Origin of the sequence: Microbacterium sp. F51-2R (genome assembly GCF_052180235.1) — a bacterium.
Lineage (GTDB): Bacteria > Actinomycetota > Actinomycetes > Actinomycetales > Microbacteriaceae > Microbacterium.
Genome location: NZ_CP197470.1, coordinates 1,520,344 through 1,534,850 on the forward strand (window position 1 = coordinate 1,520,344; position 14,507 = coordinate 1,534,850).

General features: G+C 70.9%; 16 protein-coding genes (1 of these 16 running past the window's edge). 3 read left to right on the forward strand and 13 right to left on the reverse strand.

Annotation, left to right across the window (positions count from 1 at the left end):
* The 8 genes from ACSBPH_RS06840 to ACSBPH_RS06875 form a co-directional block, all read right to left on the reverse strand.
* Window positions 1-3,398: the 5' end (the start) of a Calx-beta domain-containing protein gene (locus ACSBPH_RS06840; RefSeq protein ID WP_442576838.1), read on the reverse strand. The gene continues 25,486 nt to the left of window position 1, outside the view; the window shows 3,398 of its 28,884 coding nt (coding positions 1-3,398); it begins with the start codon at window positions 3,396-3,398; its stop codon lies off the left edge, out of view.
* A 273-nt stretch (window positions 3,399-3,671) separates the two neighbouring features.
* On the reverse strand, window positions 3,672-4,754 hold the full coding sequence (gene ccsB / locus ACSBPH_RS06845; protein WP_442576839.1) for a c-type cytochrome biogenesis protein CcsB: 1,083 nt from the start codon (window positions 4,752-4,754) through the stop codon (window positions 3,672-3,674).
* A gap of 52 nt (window positions 4,755-4,806) precedes the next feature.
* Window positions 4,807-6,474 carry a cytochrome c biogenesis protein ResB gene (gene resB, locus ACSBPH_RS06850; protein WP_442576840.1) on the reverse strand — a complete coding sequence of 556 codons (1,668 nt, stop codon included), beginning with the start codon at window positions 6,472-6,474 and terminating at the stop codon, window positions 4,807-4,809.
* A gap of 25 nt (window positions 6,475-6,499) precedes the next feature.
* Window positions 6,500-7,309 carry a cytochrome c biogenesis CcdA family protein gene (locus ACSBPH_RS06855; RefSeq protein WP_442577258.1) on the reverse strand — a complete coding sequence of 270 codons (810 nt, stop codon included), beginning with the start codon at window positions 7,307-7,309 and terminating at the stop codon, window positions 6,500-6,502.
* A gap of 14 nt (window positions 7,310-7,323) precedes the next feature.
* Window positions 7,324-7,938, reverse strand: coding sequence for a TlpA family protein disulfide reductase (locus ACSBPH_RS06860; RefSeq protein WP_442576841.1), 615 nt, complete (start codon window positions 7,936-7,938; stop codon window positions 7,324-7,326).
* Window positions 7,938-8,567 (reverse strand): histidine phosphatase family protein, encoded by a 630-nt coding sequence (locus tag ACSBPH_RS06865; protein ID WP_442576842.1) that lies wholly within the window; start codon window positions 8,565-8,567, stop codon window positions 7,938-7,940. Before ACSBPH_RS06865 ends, ACSBPH_RS06860 begins: the two co-directional genes overlap by 1 nt.
* 49 nt (window positions 8,568-8,616) lie before the next feature.
* Window positions 8,617-9,105, reverse strand: coding sequence for a DUF6264 family protein (locus ACSBPH_RS06870; protein WP_442576843.1), 489 nt, complete (start codon window positions 9,103-9,105; stop codon window positions 8,617-8,619).
* Window positions 9,106-9,138: 33 nt separating this feature from the next.
* Complete coding sequence (locus tag ACSBPH_RS06875; RefSeq protein WP_442576844.1) at window positions 9,139-9,819, reverse strand: DedA family protein; 681 nt, start codon at window positions 9,817-9,819, stop codon at window positions 9,139-9,141.
* 109 nt (window positions 9,820-9,928) lie between these two features.
* On the opposite strand from ACSBPH_RS06875, the gene aspS reads away from it, so the two are divergent.
* Window positions 9,929-11,269 (forward strand): aspartate--tRNA(Asn) ligase, encoded by a 1,341-nt coding sequence (gene aspS / locus ACSBPH_RS06880; protein ID WP_442576845.1) that lies wholly within the window; start codon window positions 9,929-9,931, stop codon window positions 11,267-11,269.
* 38 nt (window positions 11,270-11,307) lie between these two features.
* Window positions 11,308-12,108: a tyrosine-protein phosphatase gene (locus ACSBPH_RS06885; RefSeq protein ID WP_442576846.1), complete on the forward strand. Its 801-nt coding sequence runs from the start codon at window positions 11,308-11,310 to the stop codon at window positions 12,106-12,108.
* 326 nt (window positions 12,109-12,434) lie between these two features.
* On the opposite strand, the gene ACSBPH_RS06890 is transcribed toward ACSBPH_RS06885, so the two are convergent.
* The 4 genes from ACSBPH_RS06890 to ACSBPH_RS06905 form a co-directional block, all read right to left on the reverse strand.
* Window positions 12,435-12,689 carry a glutaredoxin family protein gene (locus ACSBPH_RS06890; RefSeq protein ID WP_442576847.1) on the reverse strand — a complete coding sequence of 85 codons (255 nt, stop codon included), beginning with the start codon at window positions 12,687-12,689 and terminating at the stop codon, window positions 12,435-12,437.
* A 53-nt stretch (window positions 12,690-12,742) separates the two neighbouring features.
* On the reverse strand, window positions 12,743-13,036 hold the full coding sequence (locus ACSBPH_RS06895) for a rhodanese-like domain-containing protein (protein ID WP_442576848.1): 294 nt from the start codon (window positions 13,034-13,036) through the stop codon (window positions 12,743-12,745).
* A gap of 65 nt (window positions 13,037-13,101) precedes the next feature.
* Window positions 13,102-13,200: a 30S ribosomal protein bS22 gene (locus ACSBPH_RS06900; RefSeq protein WP_003792170.1), complete on the reverse strand. Its 99-nt coding sequence runs from the start codon at window positions 13,198-13,200 to the stop codon at window positions 13,102-13,104.
* An 83-nt stretch (window positions 13,201-13,283) separates the two neighbouring features.
* Complete coding sequence (locus tag ACSBPH_RS06905) at window positions 13,284-13,475, reverse strand: helix-turn-helix domain-containing protein (RefSeq protein WP_165128062.1); 192 nt, start codon at window positions 13,473-13,475, stop codon at window positions 13,284-13,286.
* Window positions 13,476-13,669: 194 nt separating this feature from the next.
* Between ACSBPH_RS06905 and ACSBPH_RS06910 the strand changes: the two genes are divergently transcribed.
* Window positions 13,670-14,008 carry a hypothetical protein gene (locus tag ACSBPH_RS06910; protein WP_442576849.1) on the forward strand — a complete coding sequence of 113 codons (339 nt, stop codon included), beginning with the start codon at window positions 13,670-13,672 and terminating at the stop codon, window positions 14,006-14,008.
* A 25-nt stretch (window positions 14,009-14,033) separates the two neighbouring features.
* On the opposite strand, the gene ACSBPH_RS06915 is transcribed toward ACSBPH_RS06910, so the two are convergent.
* Entirely contained in the window at window positions 14,034-14,447 is a 414-nt protein-coding gene (locus tag ACSBPH_RS06915; RefSeq protein WP_442576850.1) for an ArsR/SmtB family transcription factor, read from the reverse strand.
* Between the last annotated feature and the right edge of the window lie 60 nt (window positions 14,448-14,507).

Below are 14,507 nucleotides of genomic sequence, written 5' to 3' on the forward strand. Positions count from 1 at the left end.
GCGACGGCCGCTCCGATGCCCACCGTGGTCGAACCCGTCGCGGTGCCCTTGGCGGTGGCCGAGGCATCCGTGTTGTTGGTGGCCGTCAGGGTGACAGCGCCCGGTGTGCTCAGCGACGATCCGGCGAGCAGCATCGCGCGCGAGACCGACGTGACGAGGTTGATCGCGATGGCCGCCGCGACCGAGACCGACGTGCCGTCCTCGTTCTTCTGATCCGGCGTCGATGTGCCGCCGCCGGCGCCGCCCTTGGTCTTGCTGGCGGCGTCGCCGAGCTTGGCGTCGGACTTCGTCTTGACGTTGTCGCTCGACGAGTTGCCGCCCGCGCCCTCGCCGGGCGCCCCCTTGGCGCTCGCCTCGGCGTTCGTCGTGGTCGACGAGACGTTCTCCGCGGTGAGCGACACCGGGCCCGTCGCCGTCACGGGACGGGCGATGGATGCCTCGGCCTCGTGGTCGACGCTCGCCAGGGCGAACGAGATGGTGAGCGCGAGCGACGAGCCGCTGCCGGCATTGGTCGCTCCGGTGGCGGATGTCGTGGCCTTCGCGTTCTGCGCGGCGCTGGCGGCGAGCGAGGCCACCGTCAGGACCGCGCTGGCCGGCGTGCCCAGGACGCCGGCGAAGGTGCGGACGTTGTGGATCGCGATGCTCGCGACGCCCGTGAGGGTGGCACTGGTCCCGCCGTCCGATCCGCCGACGGTCGTGGTCGTGGCATCATCGGCGCCCGCCGCGGTCAGGATCAGGGCGCCGATGCCCGTGGGCGCGGCTCCCGCCGAGACGGCGGCGACGATGTCGTCGCGCACGAGCGTCAGTGCGACCGACGCGCCCGCCCCCACGGCGCTGCCGTTGTCTCCCCCGAGCTCCTGCTTCGCGGTCGCCTTCGCCGTGCTCTTGTGGCTGCCGCGGGCGGTGACCGTCACGGCGCGGTTCGCGAACGATCCGGCCCCGTCGATCGTGGCCGAGGTGAGGGCGTCGATCTTCGCCAGCGCGAAGGATCCCGCGACGGCGATCGAGCCGCCCGAGGTCTTCTTGCCCGAGACGGCGGTCGACGTGAACGACGAGTCGCCCGCGTCGGGCCCCTCCGCCGCGATGGTGAGGCCGCCGGCCGCGTCGATCGCGCCGCCCTGCACGAAGGCGTGCGTGCTGAGGTCGGTGATCAGGAGCGCGATGCCGATCCCGACGCCGTTGCCGCTCGCCCCGCCGCTGCCCGTCGTGGTCCCGCCGTCGCCCGTGACGGCGATCTTGTTCGTCCCCCGGGCGGTGACCTTCTGCGTCCCGGTCGTCACGACCGTCGCTCCGACGATCCGGCCCGTCGTGTGCGAATCGGTGAGGGCCATGCCGAAGGCGCCAGAGACGCCGATGCCGCCGTCGCTCGTGCTCGCCTGTCCGTTGCCACGGCCCGCGCCGTTGGAGTTCTTGTTGTTCTGCGATGCGCCGCCCGGGCTGGCCTTGGCGGTCGCGGTGACATCGGACGTCTGAGACGCCAGGATCGTGACGGATGCCGCGGTCGTGCCCGTCCCGTCGGTCGAGTCGATCGCCGCATCCGTCGTCTGCGACAGGTGCGCCACCGCGACGCCTGCGCCGCTGGAGGCCTCGTGCGCGTCGCCGACCGCGTTGAGCTTGGCGGTGTTGGCCGCCGCGATCCCCAGGGCTCCTCCGACGATCATGCGCGCCGTGCCGGTGACCTTGCCGAGCGCGCTCGCCGTGACGCTCAGGATCGCGACCGCGGCGTCGAAGCTGCTCGAGAGCGGGTCCTCGTCCTTCGACGCGTCGGTCTTGGGCGTCGCGCCGACATCCACCGTCGAAGTCGCCGAGATCGTCGCGGCACCGTCGGCCTGGACGACCGAGTTGCCGCTCACCGTCGCCGAGGCGTTGGAGGTGACGAAGGCCGCGTCGCCGTAGTCCTTGATGAGCGTGAACGGCCCGACCGTGGACGCAGCGGTTGCCGTGAAGTCACCCGTCGCATCGATGTGCGACGCGCCGCGCACGTCGACGGTCGCGTTCGAGTTCACGATGACGGCGTAGGCGGTCGCCGCCGAGACATCCGGCACCACCGACGATGTCGCCGTGAGGGTGACGTCGCCCGCGTTGATCGTGCCGCCGTCGACGATGACCTCGGCCGTCGCGTCGTGGTCGAGGCATCCGAGGATGCTGAAGTCGTCGAAGTTCGTGCAGCTGGCGACGTTCAGCGGCACGCCGGCGGTGTTGGAGTCTGCGGCGTTGAGGGTTACCGAGCCGGCGTTGATCGTCGCCCCGTTGACGACGATGCGCTCGAAGGCCGCGAGGAAGGCGGCGATGCCGAGGTTGATCGTGCCCTGCACCGTGAGCTTGTCGTGACCGCCGCCCCCCGAGATGCTCAGGGTCTGGCCCGAGGCCGTCGGGGCGGAGAAGCTCGTCGTCTCGAACTTCGCGTTGAGGCTTGACAGGCGCAGCAGAAGGCTGTTGTCGGGATCCTGATCGAGCAGGGCATCGTCGTCGTCCGAGTCGCCGAGGTTGAACGTGACGTTCCCGCCGCTGCCGGAGTTCGTGATGGGCTCGATGTTGGCGTAGACGACGGTCGTGCCGCCGAAGAGCATCGTTCCCGAGGAGGCATTCGCCGGGTTGGACGTGAAGCCCGCGGCATTGCGCGTGACGAGCGTGTCGAAGCCGGCGGCCCCGTCGAAGCCGATCGTGAGGCCGGGGTCGGTGCCGTTGAAGTCGATGGTGAACGTGTCGTCGCCGGCCGTGCCGGTGACGCGGATCTCGGAGATCTCGGCGAGAGAGCGGGTCTGGCCCGCGAAGGTCACCGTGCCGTCGCCGTTGAACACGAGCGTCCCGCTCGTGGCGGTCATTGCCACGACCCACGGAGCCGGAGCGGCGGTCGCGGCGGCGGTCGTCGCCGTCGTGGCGTCGGGCGCGGGCGCGACAGCATCCGCGGGAGCCGGCGCGGGGTCGGCCGGCGCGGGGTCGGCCGGCGCCGGGGCGACCGCGACGGGGTCGGGTGCCGGGGCCGGCTCGGGCGCCGGGGCGGGGTCGGGCGCCGGCGCGGGGTCGGGCGCCGGACCGGGAGCCGGTGCGGGGTCGGGAGCCGGTGCGGGGTCCGAGGTGGGGACCGCGACCGGGTCGGTCGGCGCCGGGTCGGCGGCGGGATCGGTCGTCACGTCGAACGGGCGCACATCGAGCACGGCCGGCTGACCGACGACCTCGGAGCGGCCGGACAGCGCTGCTGCGCCTTCGATCGCGATGGGCGCGGCCGCGGGATCGGCGGGTGCAGCGGCGGCTGTCGAAGGGCTTGCCGTGACGAACGACACGTATCGGGTCGCGCCCGGAGCCGAAAGGCTGATCCCGAGCGCGAGCGATGTCACGAAGGCGAGCGCGCGGAAGATCGCACGCCCCGACCGCCGCTTCGCGTCGTCCCCAGTCATACCTGCGCCTGTCCTCGATACGGACATCAGCGCCAGTGTTCACACCTAACTGCGGTGGCTCCCCGAACCCCTGGCGCACCCAAATGAGTGCCGCGTCCGGTTCCCGCTGCCGGGAATCGGACTGTTCGGTGGGAAAGCTAGACCCGCGTCATCCGCTCGTCAAGAGAACTTTCGCAACTCTCATCGCGGAACGTGTCTGCGCGCGATCATGCCGCGGACGGCATAGATCCGTCTCGACGGGGCGACGCCGCTCGGCGGGCGGGATCGGCGGGCTCAGCTCAGGCCGCTGTAGACGTGCAGGCCCTTGAAGAAGAGGTTGACGATCGTGAAGTTGAACAGCACAGCCGAGAAGCCGATGATCGACAGCCAGGCCGAGCGCGTGCCTCGCCAGCCGCGCGTCGCGCGGGCGTGGATGTAGCCGGCGTAGAGCACCCAGATCACGAAGGTCCACACTTCCTTCGTGTCGAAGCCCCAGTAGCGGCCCCAGGCGTCGTTGGCCCAGATCGACCCGGCGATGAGGGTGAAGGTCCAGAAGATGAAGCCGAGGATCGCGAAGCGGTAGGCGAGCGACTCGAGCGCGTCCGACCCGGGGAGGGTGCGGAGGAACCGGGGACCCTGCTTCGCGCCGTCGACCGTGTCTGCGGCGAGCGCCTTGCGCTCCCGGCGGGCCTGCATGAGCTGCAGTACCGAGAGGGCGAAGGCGAGGGCGAAGAGGGCCGTCGCGAGGGACGCGACGAAGACGTGGATGACGAGCCACACCGACTTCAGCGGGTCGGCCAGCGGCACGACCGCGACGTAGATGCCGGGGGTCGCCGCGCCGCCGAGCAGAAGCGTCACGAGGCCGATGATGAAGGCGCCGAGGAACCGCAGGTCGTAGCGCAGAAGTGTCACGAGGTACACCGCGACGATGAGGAGGGTGCCGGTCAGGGCGAACTCGTACATGTTCGACCACGGCACGCGTCCCGCCGCGATGCCGCGGGTGACGGCTCCGCTGAGGTGGAAGAGGAAGCCGAGCACCGTGAGGGACGTGCCGATGCGGGCCCAGAGGAGTCGCTGCCGCTGCCCAGGGCGGGCGTCGAGCGCCTTCTCCGCGGCATCCTGCTGCCTTTTCAGCGCAGCCGCGGTCTCCCCCTGAGCCGGGACGGATGCCGGGTCGCCGGCGCGTGCCGCCGCGGCCGGGGCTCCCGCGCCGACGAGCTCGCGATCGCGCGCGACGGCCGCGTCTTTGGCCTCTGCCGCCTGGACCCCGCGTCGGCTGAGATCGACGGCGTAGGCGATGAAGGCGAGGGCGTAGACCGCGATCGCGGTCCAGACCAGCAGCACGGACACCGAGTCCAGCGACATCGTTTCGGGCATGGCCTCCAGTCTACGCGCGGCGTTCATCGCGCTGCGCCGCCGGTGGCCGGAGTCAGCGCTCGCGGAGGGCGTCGCCGTGGCGCTTGGCGACCTGGTCCACGGCAGCGCCGAGGGTCGGGTCCTCGCCGCGGGCGAGGCCGGCGTACTCGATCCGCACGGTATGCCCCTCGGGCGTGGCCTTGACCCACATGCGACGGCGCGGCACGAAGAGGGCCGCGAGCAGGCCGAGCAGCGCCAGCACCGCGAAGGCGAGAACCCACGGCGCCGCGACATCCCGGTGGATCGACAGCGACACGTACCGCTTGACCGACCCGTCATACCCCTGCGCCCCGGCCGGAGCCTCGTTCTGGAGCGTGATCGTGCCGAGGCCGTTCGGGAGGTCCTGGGTCTCGCCGGGGGCGAGCTCGATCGAGTCGACGCCGGTGCTGCCGCCCGTGAGCTGCGTCATGGCGGTGGGATCGAGGGTGTAGACCGACCGGGGTGTGCCGTCGTCGATCCCGAGGTCGCCCTCATAGACGTTGAGCGTCAGGACGGGGTTGACGAGGGCGGGGTATGCCGAGGTGAACGCGCCCGAGGCGAGCGGGGCCTGCGTCGGATAGAAGAACCCGATCATGCCGAGCTGCTGCGGCAGGCCGTCGGTGACCTTGACGACGCCGAGCGAGGTCATGTTGGCGTCCTGCGGCAGGAACGGCACCGACTCGTCGAAGACGACCTTGCCCGCGGCGTTCTTGATCGTGATCGTCGGCGCGTAGCCGTTGCCCATGAGGTAGACGCGGTCGCCCGCGATCTCGAGCGGGTGGTTGACGCGCACGACGCCGTCCTGCGTGCCGCTTCCGAGCTGCGTCGTCACGTGCGCCGCGAAGTCGCCGGCCTGCCCCGCGCCGGCCTCGCCCACCGGCGTGTACCGCACGCCGAAGTCGTCGAGCGTCACGGAGTAGGGCGTCAGACGCTCCTCGTCGACGAAGCGGCCGGGGTTGAACGAGGAGTAGTCGAGCATCGTGTTGACGAACGTGCGGCCCTCGATGATGACCGTCTGCCCCGTGTACGTCAGGCCGCCGCCGATGCCGACGGCCAGCAGCACGCCCACGAGCGCGCCGTGAAAGACGAGGTTGCCCGTCTCACGCAGGTAGCCCCGCTCGCCCGAGACCGAGAACGAGCGGGCGGTGTCGTACCGTTCCACGCGGTAGCCCGCCTTGCGCAGCTGCTCGGTCGCGAGATCGATGGCGACGGATGCCTGGGCCGACGCGTCGGCCGAGGCATCCGCTCCCGGCGAGAGCTCCACGATCGTCTCGCGGTGGTCGTCGAGACGGCTGAGGCGGGCGGGGGTGCGGGGCGGCCGCGCGCGCAGCGCCTTCCAGTGGTGCTGCGTGCGGGGGATGACGCAGCCGATGAGCGAGACGAACAGCAGGATGTAGATCGCCGAGAACCACGCCGACGTGTAGACGTCGAACAGCTGCAGGTTGTCGAGGATCGGCGCGAGCGAGGGGTTGTCGCTGAAGTACTGCGTGACGCCGTTGGGGTCGGCGCTGCGCTGCGGCACGATCGACCCGGGCACCGCGGCGATCGCGAGCAGCAGCAGCAGCACGAGGGCCGTCCGCATGCTCGTGAGCTGCCGCCAGCACCAGCGCAGCCAGCCGACGACTCCGAGCTTGGGCTGCGTGATGCTGTCGTCGTTGCCGGCGCCGTCGGCGTGGTCGTCGGGGCGGAGCGGATCGGTCATGTCGGTCGCGGCATCCGTCGACGCGTCAGAGCGGGAGCGGGACACTCGTGAACACCCCCTGCAGCTGCGTCATCATCGCGCTCCACACGCCGGTGACCATCAGCACGCCGAGGACGATCAGCAGCACGCCGCCGATGATGTTGACGGCGCGGATGTGGCGGCGAAGGAACGTGACGGAACGGGTCGCCCACCCGAATCCGAGGGTCAGCAGGATGAACGGGATGCCGAGGCCCAGCGAATACGCGAGGCCGAGGAGGGCGGCACGGCCGGGATCGCCGAGGTTCCACGACACCGAGAGGATCGCGGCGAGGGTCGGTCCGATGCACGGCGTCCAGCCGATGCCGAGCGCGATGCCGAGCAGCGGCGCCCCGATCAGGCCGACGTTGCTCTGCACGTGCGGGTGCACAGTGCGCTGGGCGAAGCCGAAGACGCCGATGAAGACGAGGCCGAGAAGGATGACGACGGCGCCGAGGATCCGCGTGATGGCCTCGTTGTACTCGAGGAAGAACCGGCCGAGCGTGCCCCCGAGGATCGTCACGGCCATGAACACCACCGTGAAGCCGGCGATGAAGAGGAGGACGCCGAGCAGGAGGCGCGACTTCGAGGGCGACTCGACCGCGATCGTCGCGGAATCTGCGCCCTGCCGAGCGGCTGCACCCGAGTCCTCCGACGAGGAGGGGTTCTCGTGGCCCGCCGCGCGCGGCCGCGGCTGCACGGCTCCCCCGATGAACCCGAGGTAGCCGGGCACGAGCGGGAGCACGCACGGCGAGAGGAACGACAGCAGTCCCGCGACGAGCGCGATGGGCAGGGCCACCCACAGTGCCCCCGCCGCCATGACGGCGTCGATGCTCACGACTCCTCCAGCGTCTCGCGCACGAGGGTCTCGAGGATCGAGGCATCCAGCAGCTGCCCGATGATGCGCGCCGCGACGCGGCCCTGCTTGTCGATCACGAGGGTCGTCGGGGTGGCGTTGATGGGGGTGCGCTGCGCGAAGGCGAGCTTGATCGCGCCGTCTTCGGCCGCGATGAGGCTCGGGTAGGTGACGCCGTAGTTCTGCGCGAAGGCCGTCGCCGCCTCGGCGGAGTCGCTCGTGTTGACGCCCAGGAACGCGACATCCTGACCCTCGAACGAGGCGGCCGCCTTCTCGAGCAGCGGCGCCTCGGCGCGGCAGGGTCCGCACGCGGCGTACCAGAAGTTGACGACGAGCACGCCCCCCGCGTAGTCCGCGCTCGTCACGGTGTCGCCGGCGTCGGTCTTGCCCGTGAAGTCGACGGGCTCGCCCCGGTCGGCCGGCTTGATCTCGACGACGCGCGAGTCACCCGCGATGAAGCCCTTGTTGTCGCCCGCCCGGTACTGCTCGGCCAGCGGATCGGCGCTGCACGCGGCCAGTCCTGCGACGAGCACGCCGGCGACGGCGACGGATGCCGCGGCCCGCCGCACGGCGTTGCGCCACTGCCCGCGCATCACACCGCCCCCACGTCGACGGCGCCGGCCGTGGACGCCGGCTCGACGTAGCCGACCTCGGCCCAGCGGTCGTCGCGCAGGTCGAAGCTCGTGATGCTCGACAGTGCGCAGCGGCGGCGGCGCGGATCGTGGCGCGACGCGAGTCCCGCGACCCAGAGGTGCGTCACCCAGATCGGCAGCTGGTGGGAGACGATGACGACGTCGCCCGAGTCGACCGAGGCCCAGGCATCCCTCATCGCGGAATCCATCCGCGCGATGATCTGACTGTACGGCTCGCCCCAGCTGGGGATCGCGGGCTGCGAGAGGTGGCGCCAGTTCCAGGGGTTGAGCAGCGCCCGATCCATGCGACGGCCCTCGAAGATGTTGGTCGGCTCGATCACCCGGTCGTCGATCGTCGGCTCGAGGCCGAACTTCTCGGTGAAGGGCTCGGCGGATTCCCGCGTGCGCTGCAGGGGCGAGCAGACGAGGCCTGCCACGGGCCGGGAGAGGCGGCCGAGGTAGTCGGCGGCCTGCTGGGCCATGCGACGGCCGTCGGCGCTCAGGCCGTAGCCGGGAAGCCGGCCGTAGAGCACACGGCGAGGGTTGTCGACCTCCCCGTGACGCACGAGATGGAGGCGGTCGGCGGGCACGCGTCCAGTCTACGGTGGCGCGTTCTGTGGGCGACCTGAGCGAGGCGACTCAGTTCGTCGGAACCCCCGCCGCCGTGACGAAGAAGGCGAGGACGAGCACGAGCGTCACCCCGACGGCTCCGAGCAGGGGGATGTAGAACGCGAGCCGGCGCTTGACCATGAAGACGATCGCCCAGATCGCCGCACCGACGAGCACGGCCCAGGGGACGAGCGTGCCGATGAGCCAGCCCGTCGTGATGAGCTCCGTGCTGCACTCCCGCACGCCGCACGGGTCCGACGCCATGACGAGGAACAGCCCCATGAACGACGCGAGCGCGGTGTAGGCGACGAGCCCGACGAGCAGGACGATCGTGAGGATGACGTCCCACGTCTGCACGGGCTGGCGCGGCGGCTTGCCGCCCGGCGCCGCGCCGTACGCGGGATACGCCGGCGGCCGTCCGCCGGGGGCGGGAGGCTGCGCGTAACCCGGATAGCCGGGTTGCTGCCCGGCCGGGGGCTGGCCGTACGGGGGCGGGGCGGGCGGCGGAGGCGTGGTCACGCCGCCATCCTAGGGACGACGGATGCCTCGGCGTCAGCCTTCCTCGCCCGCTGCGGTCGAGGCATCCGCCCGCCCCGCGCCCTTGTGTCGCAGCAGCGTCCGGGTGCGCGCCCAGACGAACCACGCGACGCCGATGCCGACGGCCGCGATGACGACGTACTGGAGGATGTCGGCGTACATCTCCACGACGTGCCACTGCTCGCCGAGCAGGTAGCCCGCGAGCACGAAGATCGTGTTCCACACGAGGCTTCCGGCGGCGGTGAGGATGCCGAACTTCCACAGCGGCATGCGCGTGACCCCCGCGGGGATCGAGATGAGGCTGCGGAAGAGCGGGATCATCCGGCCGAAGAAGACGGCCTTGCCGCCGTGGCGGTGGAACCACGCGACCGACCGGTCGATGTCTTCGGGGTGCAGGAGCGGGATGCGTGCCGCGAGCCCACGCAGGCGCTCGGCACCGAGCCAGCGGCCGAGCCCGTAGAGCGCGAACGCGCCGACGATGGAGCCGAGCGTCGTCCAGAAGAGCGCCTCGAACAGCGTGAAGGTGCCGCGGCTCGCCGTGAGGCCCGCCATCGGCAGGATGACCTCGCTCGGCAGCGGCGGGAAGACGTTCTCGAGGGCGATCGCCAGTCCCGCGCCGGCGGGACCGATCACCTCCATGAGCGAGACCGACCAGTCCACGAGCGCGGTCAGCCAGGAGCCGTCGGGTGTCGCCATGCCTCGACGCTACGAGGCGCAGGTAAAGGGACCCTGAGAGACGGGGGCAACGGCCTGCCGATGCCGCGGCGAAAAGCGGCGAATCCCCTGAAAGCTAGGATGGTTCCTTGTGAGTGAACGCGTACTGGTCGAACAGCTGCAGGGTCTTCCCGACGGTCCCGTCGTCGTGTCCGGATGGGTCGAGACGGTCCGCGACCAGAAGAAGGTGCAGTTCGTCATCCTTCGCGATGAGACGGGCGCCGTGCAGCTGGTGAACCCGGCGACCCGCCCGGCCGAGGACGGGTCGGAGCAGGATGCCGCGGCGCTCGCGCTCACCGAGACGATCTCGGCGCTCACGACGGGCACGTTCCTGACGGTGCGCGGCGAGCTCAAGCACGACGAGCGCGTCAAGCTCAGCGGCGTAGAGATCAAGATCGGCACGCTCGACATCGCCGCGGCGGCGCTGCCCGAGACGCCCATCGCCGCCGACTCGGGACTCGACAAGCGCATGGACTGGCGCTTCATCGACCTGCGTCAGCGCCGCAACAACCTCATCTTCCGGGTGCAGACGACCCTCGAGCACGCGTTCCGCTCGTACTGGATCGAGCGCGACTACATCGAGGTGCACTCCCCCAAGCTCATGGCTACGCCGTCGGAGTCCAACGCCGAGCTGTTCTCCCTCGAGTACTTCGAAGACAAGACGGCCTACCTCGCGCAGTCGCCCCAGTTCTTCAAGCAGATGGCGCAGTCGGCGGGCTTCGGCAAGATCTTCGAGATCGCCCCCGCCTTCCGCGCCGACCCGTCGTTCACGTCGCGCCACGCGACCGAGTTCACGAGCATCGACGCCGAGATCAGCTGGGTCGACTCGCACGAAGACGTCGCCGCCATGCAGGAGGAGCTCCTCCGGGCCGGGTTCCAGGCCGTCAAAGACAAGCACGGCGCCGAGATCGAAGAGCTCTTCGGCGTCGAGGTGCAGGTTCCCGCGATCCCGTTCCCGCGCATCCCGCTGGCCGAGGCGCGCGAGATCGTCAAGGCCCGCGGCTACGACATCCCCCGCACCGACGGCGACCTCGACCCCGAGGGCGAGCGTCAGATCTCGGCGCACGTCGAAGAGACGTACGGCCACCAGTTCGTCTTCATCACCGACTATCACCCCGAGATCCGCGCGTTCTATCACATGCGCGACGAGGAGACGGGGCTGACGAAGTCGTACGACCTCCTCTTCAAGGGCGTCGAGGTGACGACGGGCGCCCAGCGCGAGCATCGCGTCGACGTGCTCATCGAGCAGGCCAAGGAGAAGGGGCTCGACCCCGAGCACCTCGACTTCTACTTCGACTTCTTCCGCTACGGCGCCCCGCCCCACGGCGGCTTCGGGATGGGGCTCGCGCGAGTGCTCATGCTGCTGCTCGGACAGGACTCCATCCGCGAGGTCACGTACCTCTTCCGGGGTCCGACGCGCCTCGCCCCCTGACGCGCGGCGGCTGCGCACACCGCCCCTAGGGTGGGCCTGTGACGACGATCGACGGCCTCCACAACTTCCGCGACATGGGCGGCATCCCGCTTGTGGGCGGCGGAACCACGCGCCACGGCGTGCTCTTCCGATCCGATGCCCTCGCCGCGCTGACGCCCGGAGGGGTCGAGGCGCTCGCCCGTACGCCGATCGGTGTCGTCGTCGACTTCCGCACGCCCGAAGAGCGCCAGATGGCGCCCGACCGCCTGCCCGCGACGCGACCGGTCCAGCTCGTCGAGATGCCCCTCCTCGAGGGCGCGATGGGACAGCTCGCAGGTGAGGCGCTGCGGGCACTCGGCTCGACGGACGGGACGGATGCCTCGGCCCTGACGGCTGCGATGGAGCACCTGCCGACGCTCGGCGACCTCTACCTCGCCATGCTGCAGCACGGCGCCGGCGCGTTCGCCGCCGCTGCGCGGCTCGTCGCCGCCGGCCGGGACGGCGAGCCGACCGCCGTGCTCCTGCACTGCACCGCCGGCAAGGACCGCACCGGCGTGGCGATCGCCCTCATCCTCCTCGCCGTCGGCGCCGAGCGCTCCGCCGTCGTCGCCGACTACGCGTCGTCGGCCGAGAACCTCGCCGGCGACTGGGCGGGGGGGATGTACGCGGTGCTGACGCAGTTCGGCATCCCGCTCACGCCGGCGCTGCGCACGCTCGTCGCGGGTTCGCCCGCCTCCGAGCTGGAGCGCGCGCTCGACTGGGTCGAGGCGGAGTACGGCGGCGCCGCCGCGTACCTGAAGTCGGGCGGCCTGACCGACGCCGAGCTCGCCGCGCTCCGCGCCCGCCTCACCACCGGCTGACCCCCGGCATCCGTTCCTGCTCCCCCCTCCCCCACTTCCTCACCCGTGAGCCTCCATCTGAGCGCCAAGAGCGGGGGTGGCCCCCACGGTCTCGGCGCTCAGATGGAGGCTCACCGGTAACGCGGGTCACGGGGAGGCCGGGGCGGTCGTACCCGGGGCGGTCGGACCCGGGACGGTCGGACCCGGGGCGGTCGGACCCGGGACGGTCGGACCCGGGGCGGTCGGACCCGGGACGGTCGGACCCGGGGCGGTCAGACCCGGGGCGGTCGGACCCGGGTCAGGGGGCCGGGTCCGGGGGCCGGGTCCGGGTTAGGGCCGGGTCCGGGTCAGGCAGAGGCGGCCTGCAGCGCGGCGCGGAGCCGGTCGGGAGAGACGCGCCAGTGGCCGTGCACCGAGCCGTCGATGAGCACGACCGGGATCTTCTCCCACCACAGCTCGTAGAGGGCGGGATCGTCGAGGATCGACTTCTCCTCGACCGCGACGCTGTCTTCGGGCAGATCGGCGACGACCGACTCGACGATCTCGCGCGCGACGTCGCAGAGATGACAGTCGGGCTTGGAGATGAGGGTGATGGTCGTCACCACTCCATCGTATGAGCCGCCATCGGGAGTCGAGGCCGTGTGACGCCGGGGCGTCAGCGCTCGATGGGGTAGCCCGCCGCGGCCCACTCCCCCGTGCCGCCCTCGACGTTCGTGGCGTCGTAGCCGCGCGACTCGAGGGCTTCCACGACGCGCGCCGATCGCCCGCCGACCTGGCAGATGACGTCGAATGCGCCGTCAGGCAGCTCGTGGAGGTGCTCGCCGAGCGTCGACATCGGCAGGTTCACGGCTCCGGGCACGTGGCCGGCCTCGAACTCGTACGCCTCGCGCACGTCGATGAGGGGCACGTCCGTGCGCTGGCGCAGTTCGTGGACGGTGATGGACTGCATGGGGGTCCTCCTGTGCGCAGACACGAAGCGCCCGTCCGAAGACAGGCGCTTGGTGTTCTGGCCGCTTACTTCTTGTTGCGGCGCTGGTGGCGAGTCTTGCGAAGCAGCTTGCGGTGCTTCTTCTTCGCCATGCGCTTGCGGCGCTTCTTGATGACAGAACCCACGGAAAACCTCACTATGTCGGGGTCTGGGCGCGGTGCGTGGCGCGCCCGGGATCGGGCAGAAGGAAAAAATGCCTCGGATCAGTCTAGCCGACGTCGGCGACCGGTCGTTGCAGAGCCTCGGTGACGGCGGATTCGGGCACGCGATAGCTGCGTCCGAAGCGCACGGCGGGCAGTTCTCCCGCGTGCACGAGACGATAGACCGTCATCTTCGAGACGCGCATGAGCTCGGCGACCTCTGCAACAGTGAGGAAGCGCACGTCAGGCAGCTCAGCCATATCCCTCGCCTCCCCTTGGCGTATGCGTGTGCAGAGCAACTCTAGAGCCCGCGCGAGGCCTGTGTAAACCGGCGTGGCCAGTGTGAATGCTGGGACGGATGCCGCGGCCCGGCCGGTCTCGGCGGTCGAGGACTCCCAGCAGATCCATAGGGCGTTCTTCGGCATCGCATCGGGCCGGGCGGTCGACTATCGCCATGGACGAGCAGATCCCACCGGCGGCAGCGGAGCCGGCCGGTTCGCAGCATCCTTCCGAGCCCCGCCGATCGCATGTCGGCGCGATCGTGGCGTCGATCGCGGGAGGGGTGCTCCTCCTCGGACTCGTCTTCGCGGGCGGGGCCGCCGTCGGCTTCTGGGCGGGCGCCCACAGCGGCGGGTTCGGGATGCGCTCGGCGTCGTTCACGGACGACAGGCCGCACCCCGGCTGGAACCACCGGCAGCCGGGCGACGATCGCGGCCAGGACGGCCGGAGCCTTCCCGGAGACCGGGACGATCAGGACGGCCCGAGCGACCAGAGCACCCCGACGGCGCCCTGAGTCCGTCGGGCGATCCGCCCGCGCCTCAGCGCCCGGGGAGCTTCTTCAGCGCGTTCTCCCACGCGTGCTTGGCGGAGGCCGCCGCCCGGCCGACCACCTCGGCGGCGTGGGCCGCGGAGTCGGTCAGCACGGGCGCGCCCGCCTCGAACGCCTCGTCGTCCTCCTCATCGATGAGGAAGGGCACGAGCCAGTCGTCGACCTCGTCGAGAGGCGCCGGCGACAGGCTGTAGTAGCGGTGCTGTCCTTCTTCGCGGACGGAGACGAGGGATGCCTCGCGCAGCACCTTCAAGTGCTTCGAGACCGTGGGCTGACTCACGCCCAGCTCGTTCACGATGCGGGAGACGCTCGTGCCCCGCTCTCCGTCGGCAGACCGGGCCAGCAGAAGCTGCAGGATCTCTCGCCGTGTGCCGTCCGCGATCACGTCGAAGATGTCCGCCATGTCGACAGACTAGCCTCGCGCCCCGCGAAGTACTATGACTGGGGTTTCCGCGCGTCAGGG

What these genes read in the sequence shown, in the direction of transcription:
- ACSBPH_RS06910 (WP_442576849.1), top strand. Translation starts at nt 13,670, where the DNA reads ATGGACGAGCAGATCCCACCGGCGGCAGCGGAGCCGGCCGGTTCGCAG.
- ACSBPH_RS06905 (WP_165128062.1), bottom strand. Translation starts at nt 13,475, where the DNA reads ATGGCTGAGCTGCCTGACGTGCGCTTCCTCACTGTTGCAGAGGTCGCC.
- ccsB (WP_442576839.1), bottom strand. Translation starts at nt 4,754, where the DNA reads ATGCCCGAAACGATGTCGCTGGACTCGGTGTCCGTGCTGCTGGTCTGG.
- ACSBPH_RS06855 (WP_442577258.1), bottom strand. Translation starts at nt 7,309, where the DNA reads ATGGCGGCGGGGGCACTGTGGGTGGCCCTGCCCATCGCGCTCGTCGCG.
- ACSBPH_RS06875 (WP_442576844.1), bottom strand. Translation starts at nt 9,819, where the DNA reads ATGGCGACACCCGACGGCTCCTGGCTGACCGCGCTCGTGGACTGGTCG.
- ACSBPH_RS06895 (WP_442576848.1), bottom strand. Translation starts at nt 13,036, where the DNA reads ATGCAGTCCATCACCGTCCACGAACTGCGCCAGCGCACGGACGTGCCC.
- resB (WP_442576840.1), bottom strand. Translation starts at nt 6,474, where the DNA reads ATGACCGATCCGCTCCGCCCCGACGACCACGCCGACGGCGCCGGCAAC.
- ACSBPH_RS06915 (WP_442576850.1), bottom strand. Translation starts at nt 14,447, where the DNA reads ATGGCGGACATCTTCGACGTGATCGCGGACGGCACACGGCGAGAGATC.
- ACSBPH_RS06860 (WP_442576841.1), bottom strand. Translation starts at nt 7,938, where the DNA reads ATGCGCGGGCAGTGGCGCAACGCCGTGCGGCGGGCCGCGGCATCCGTC.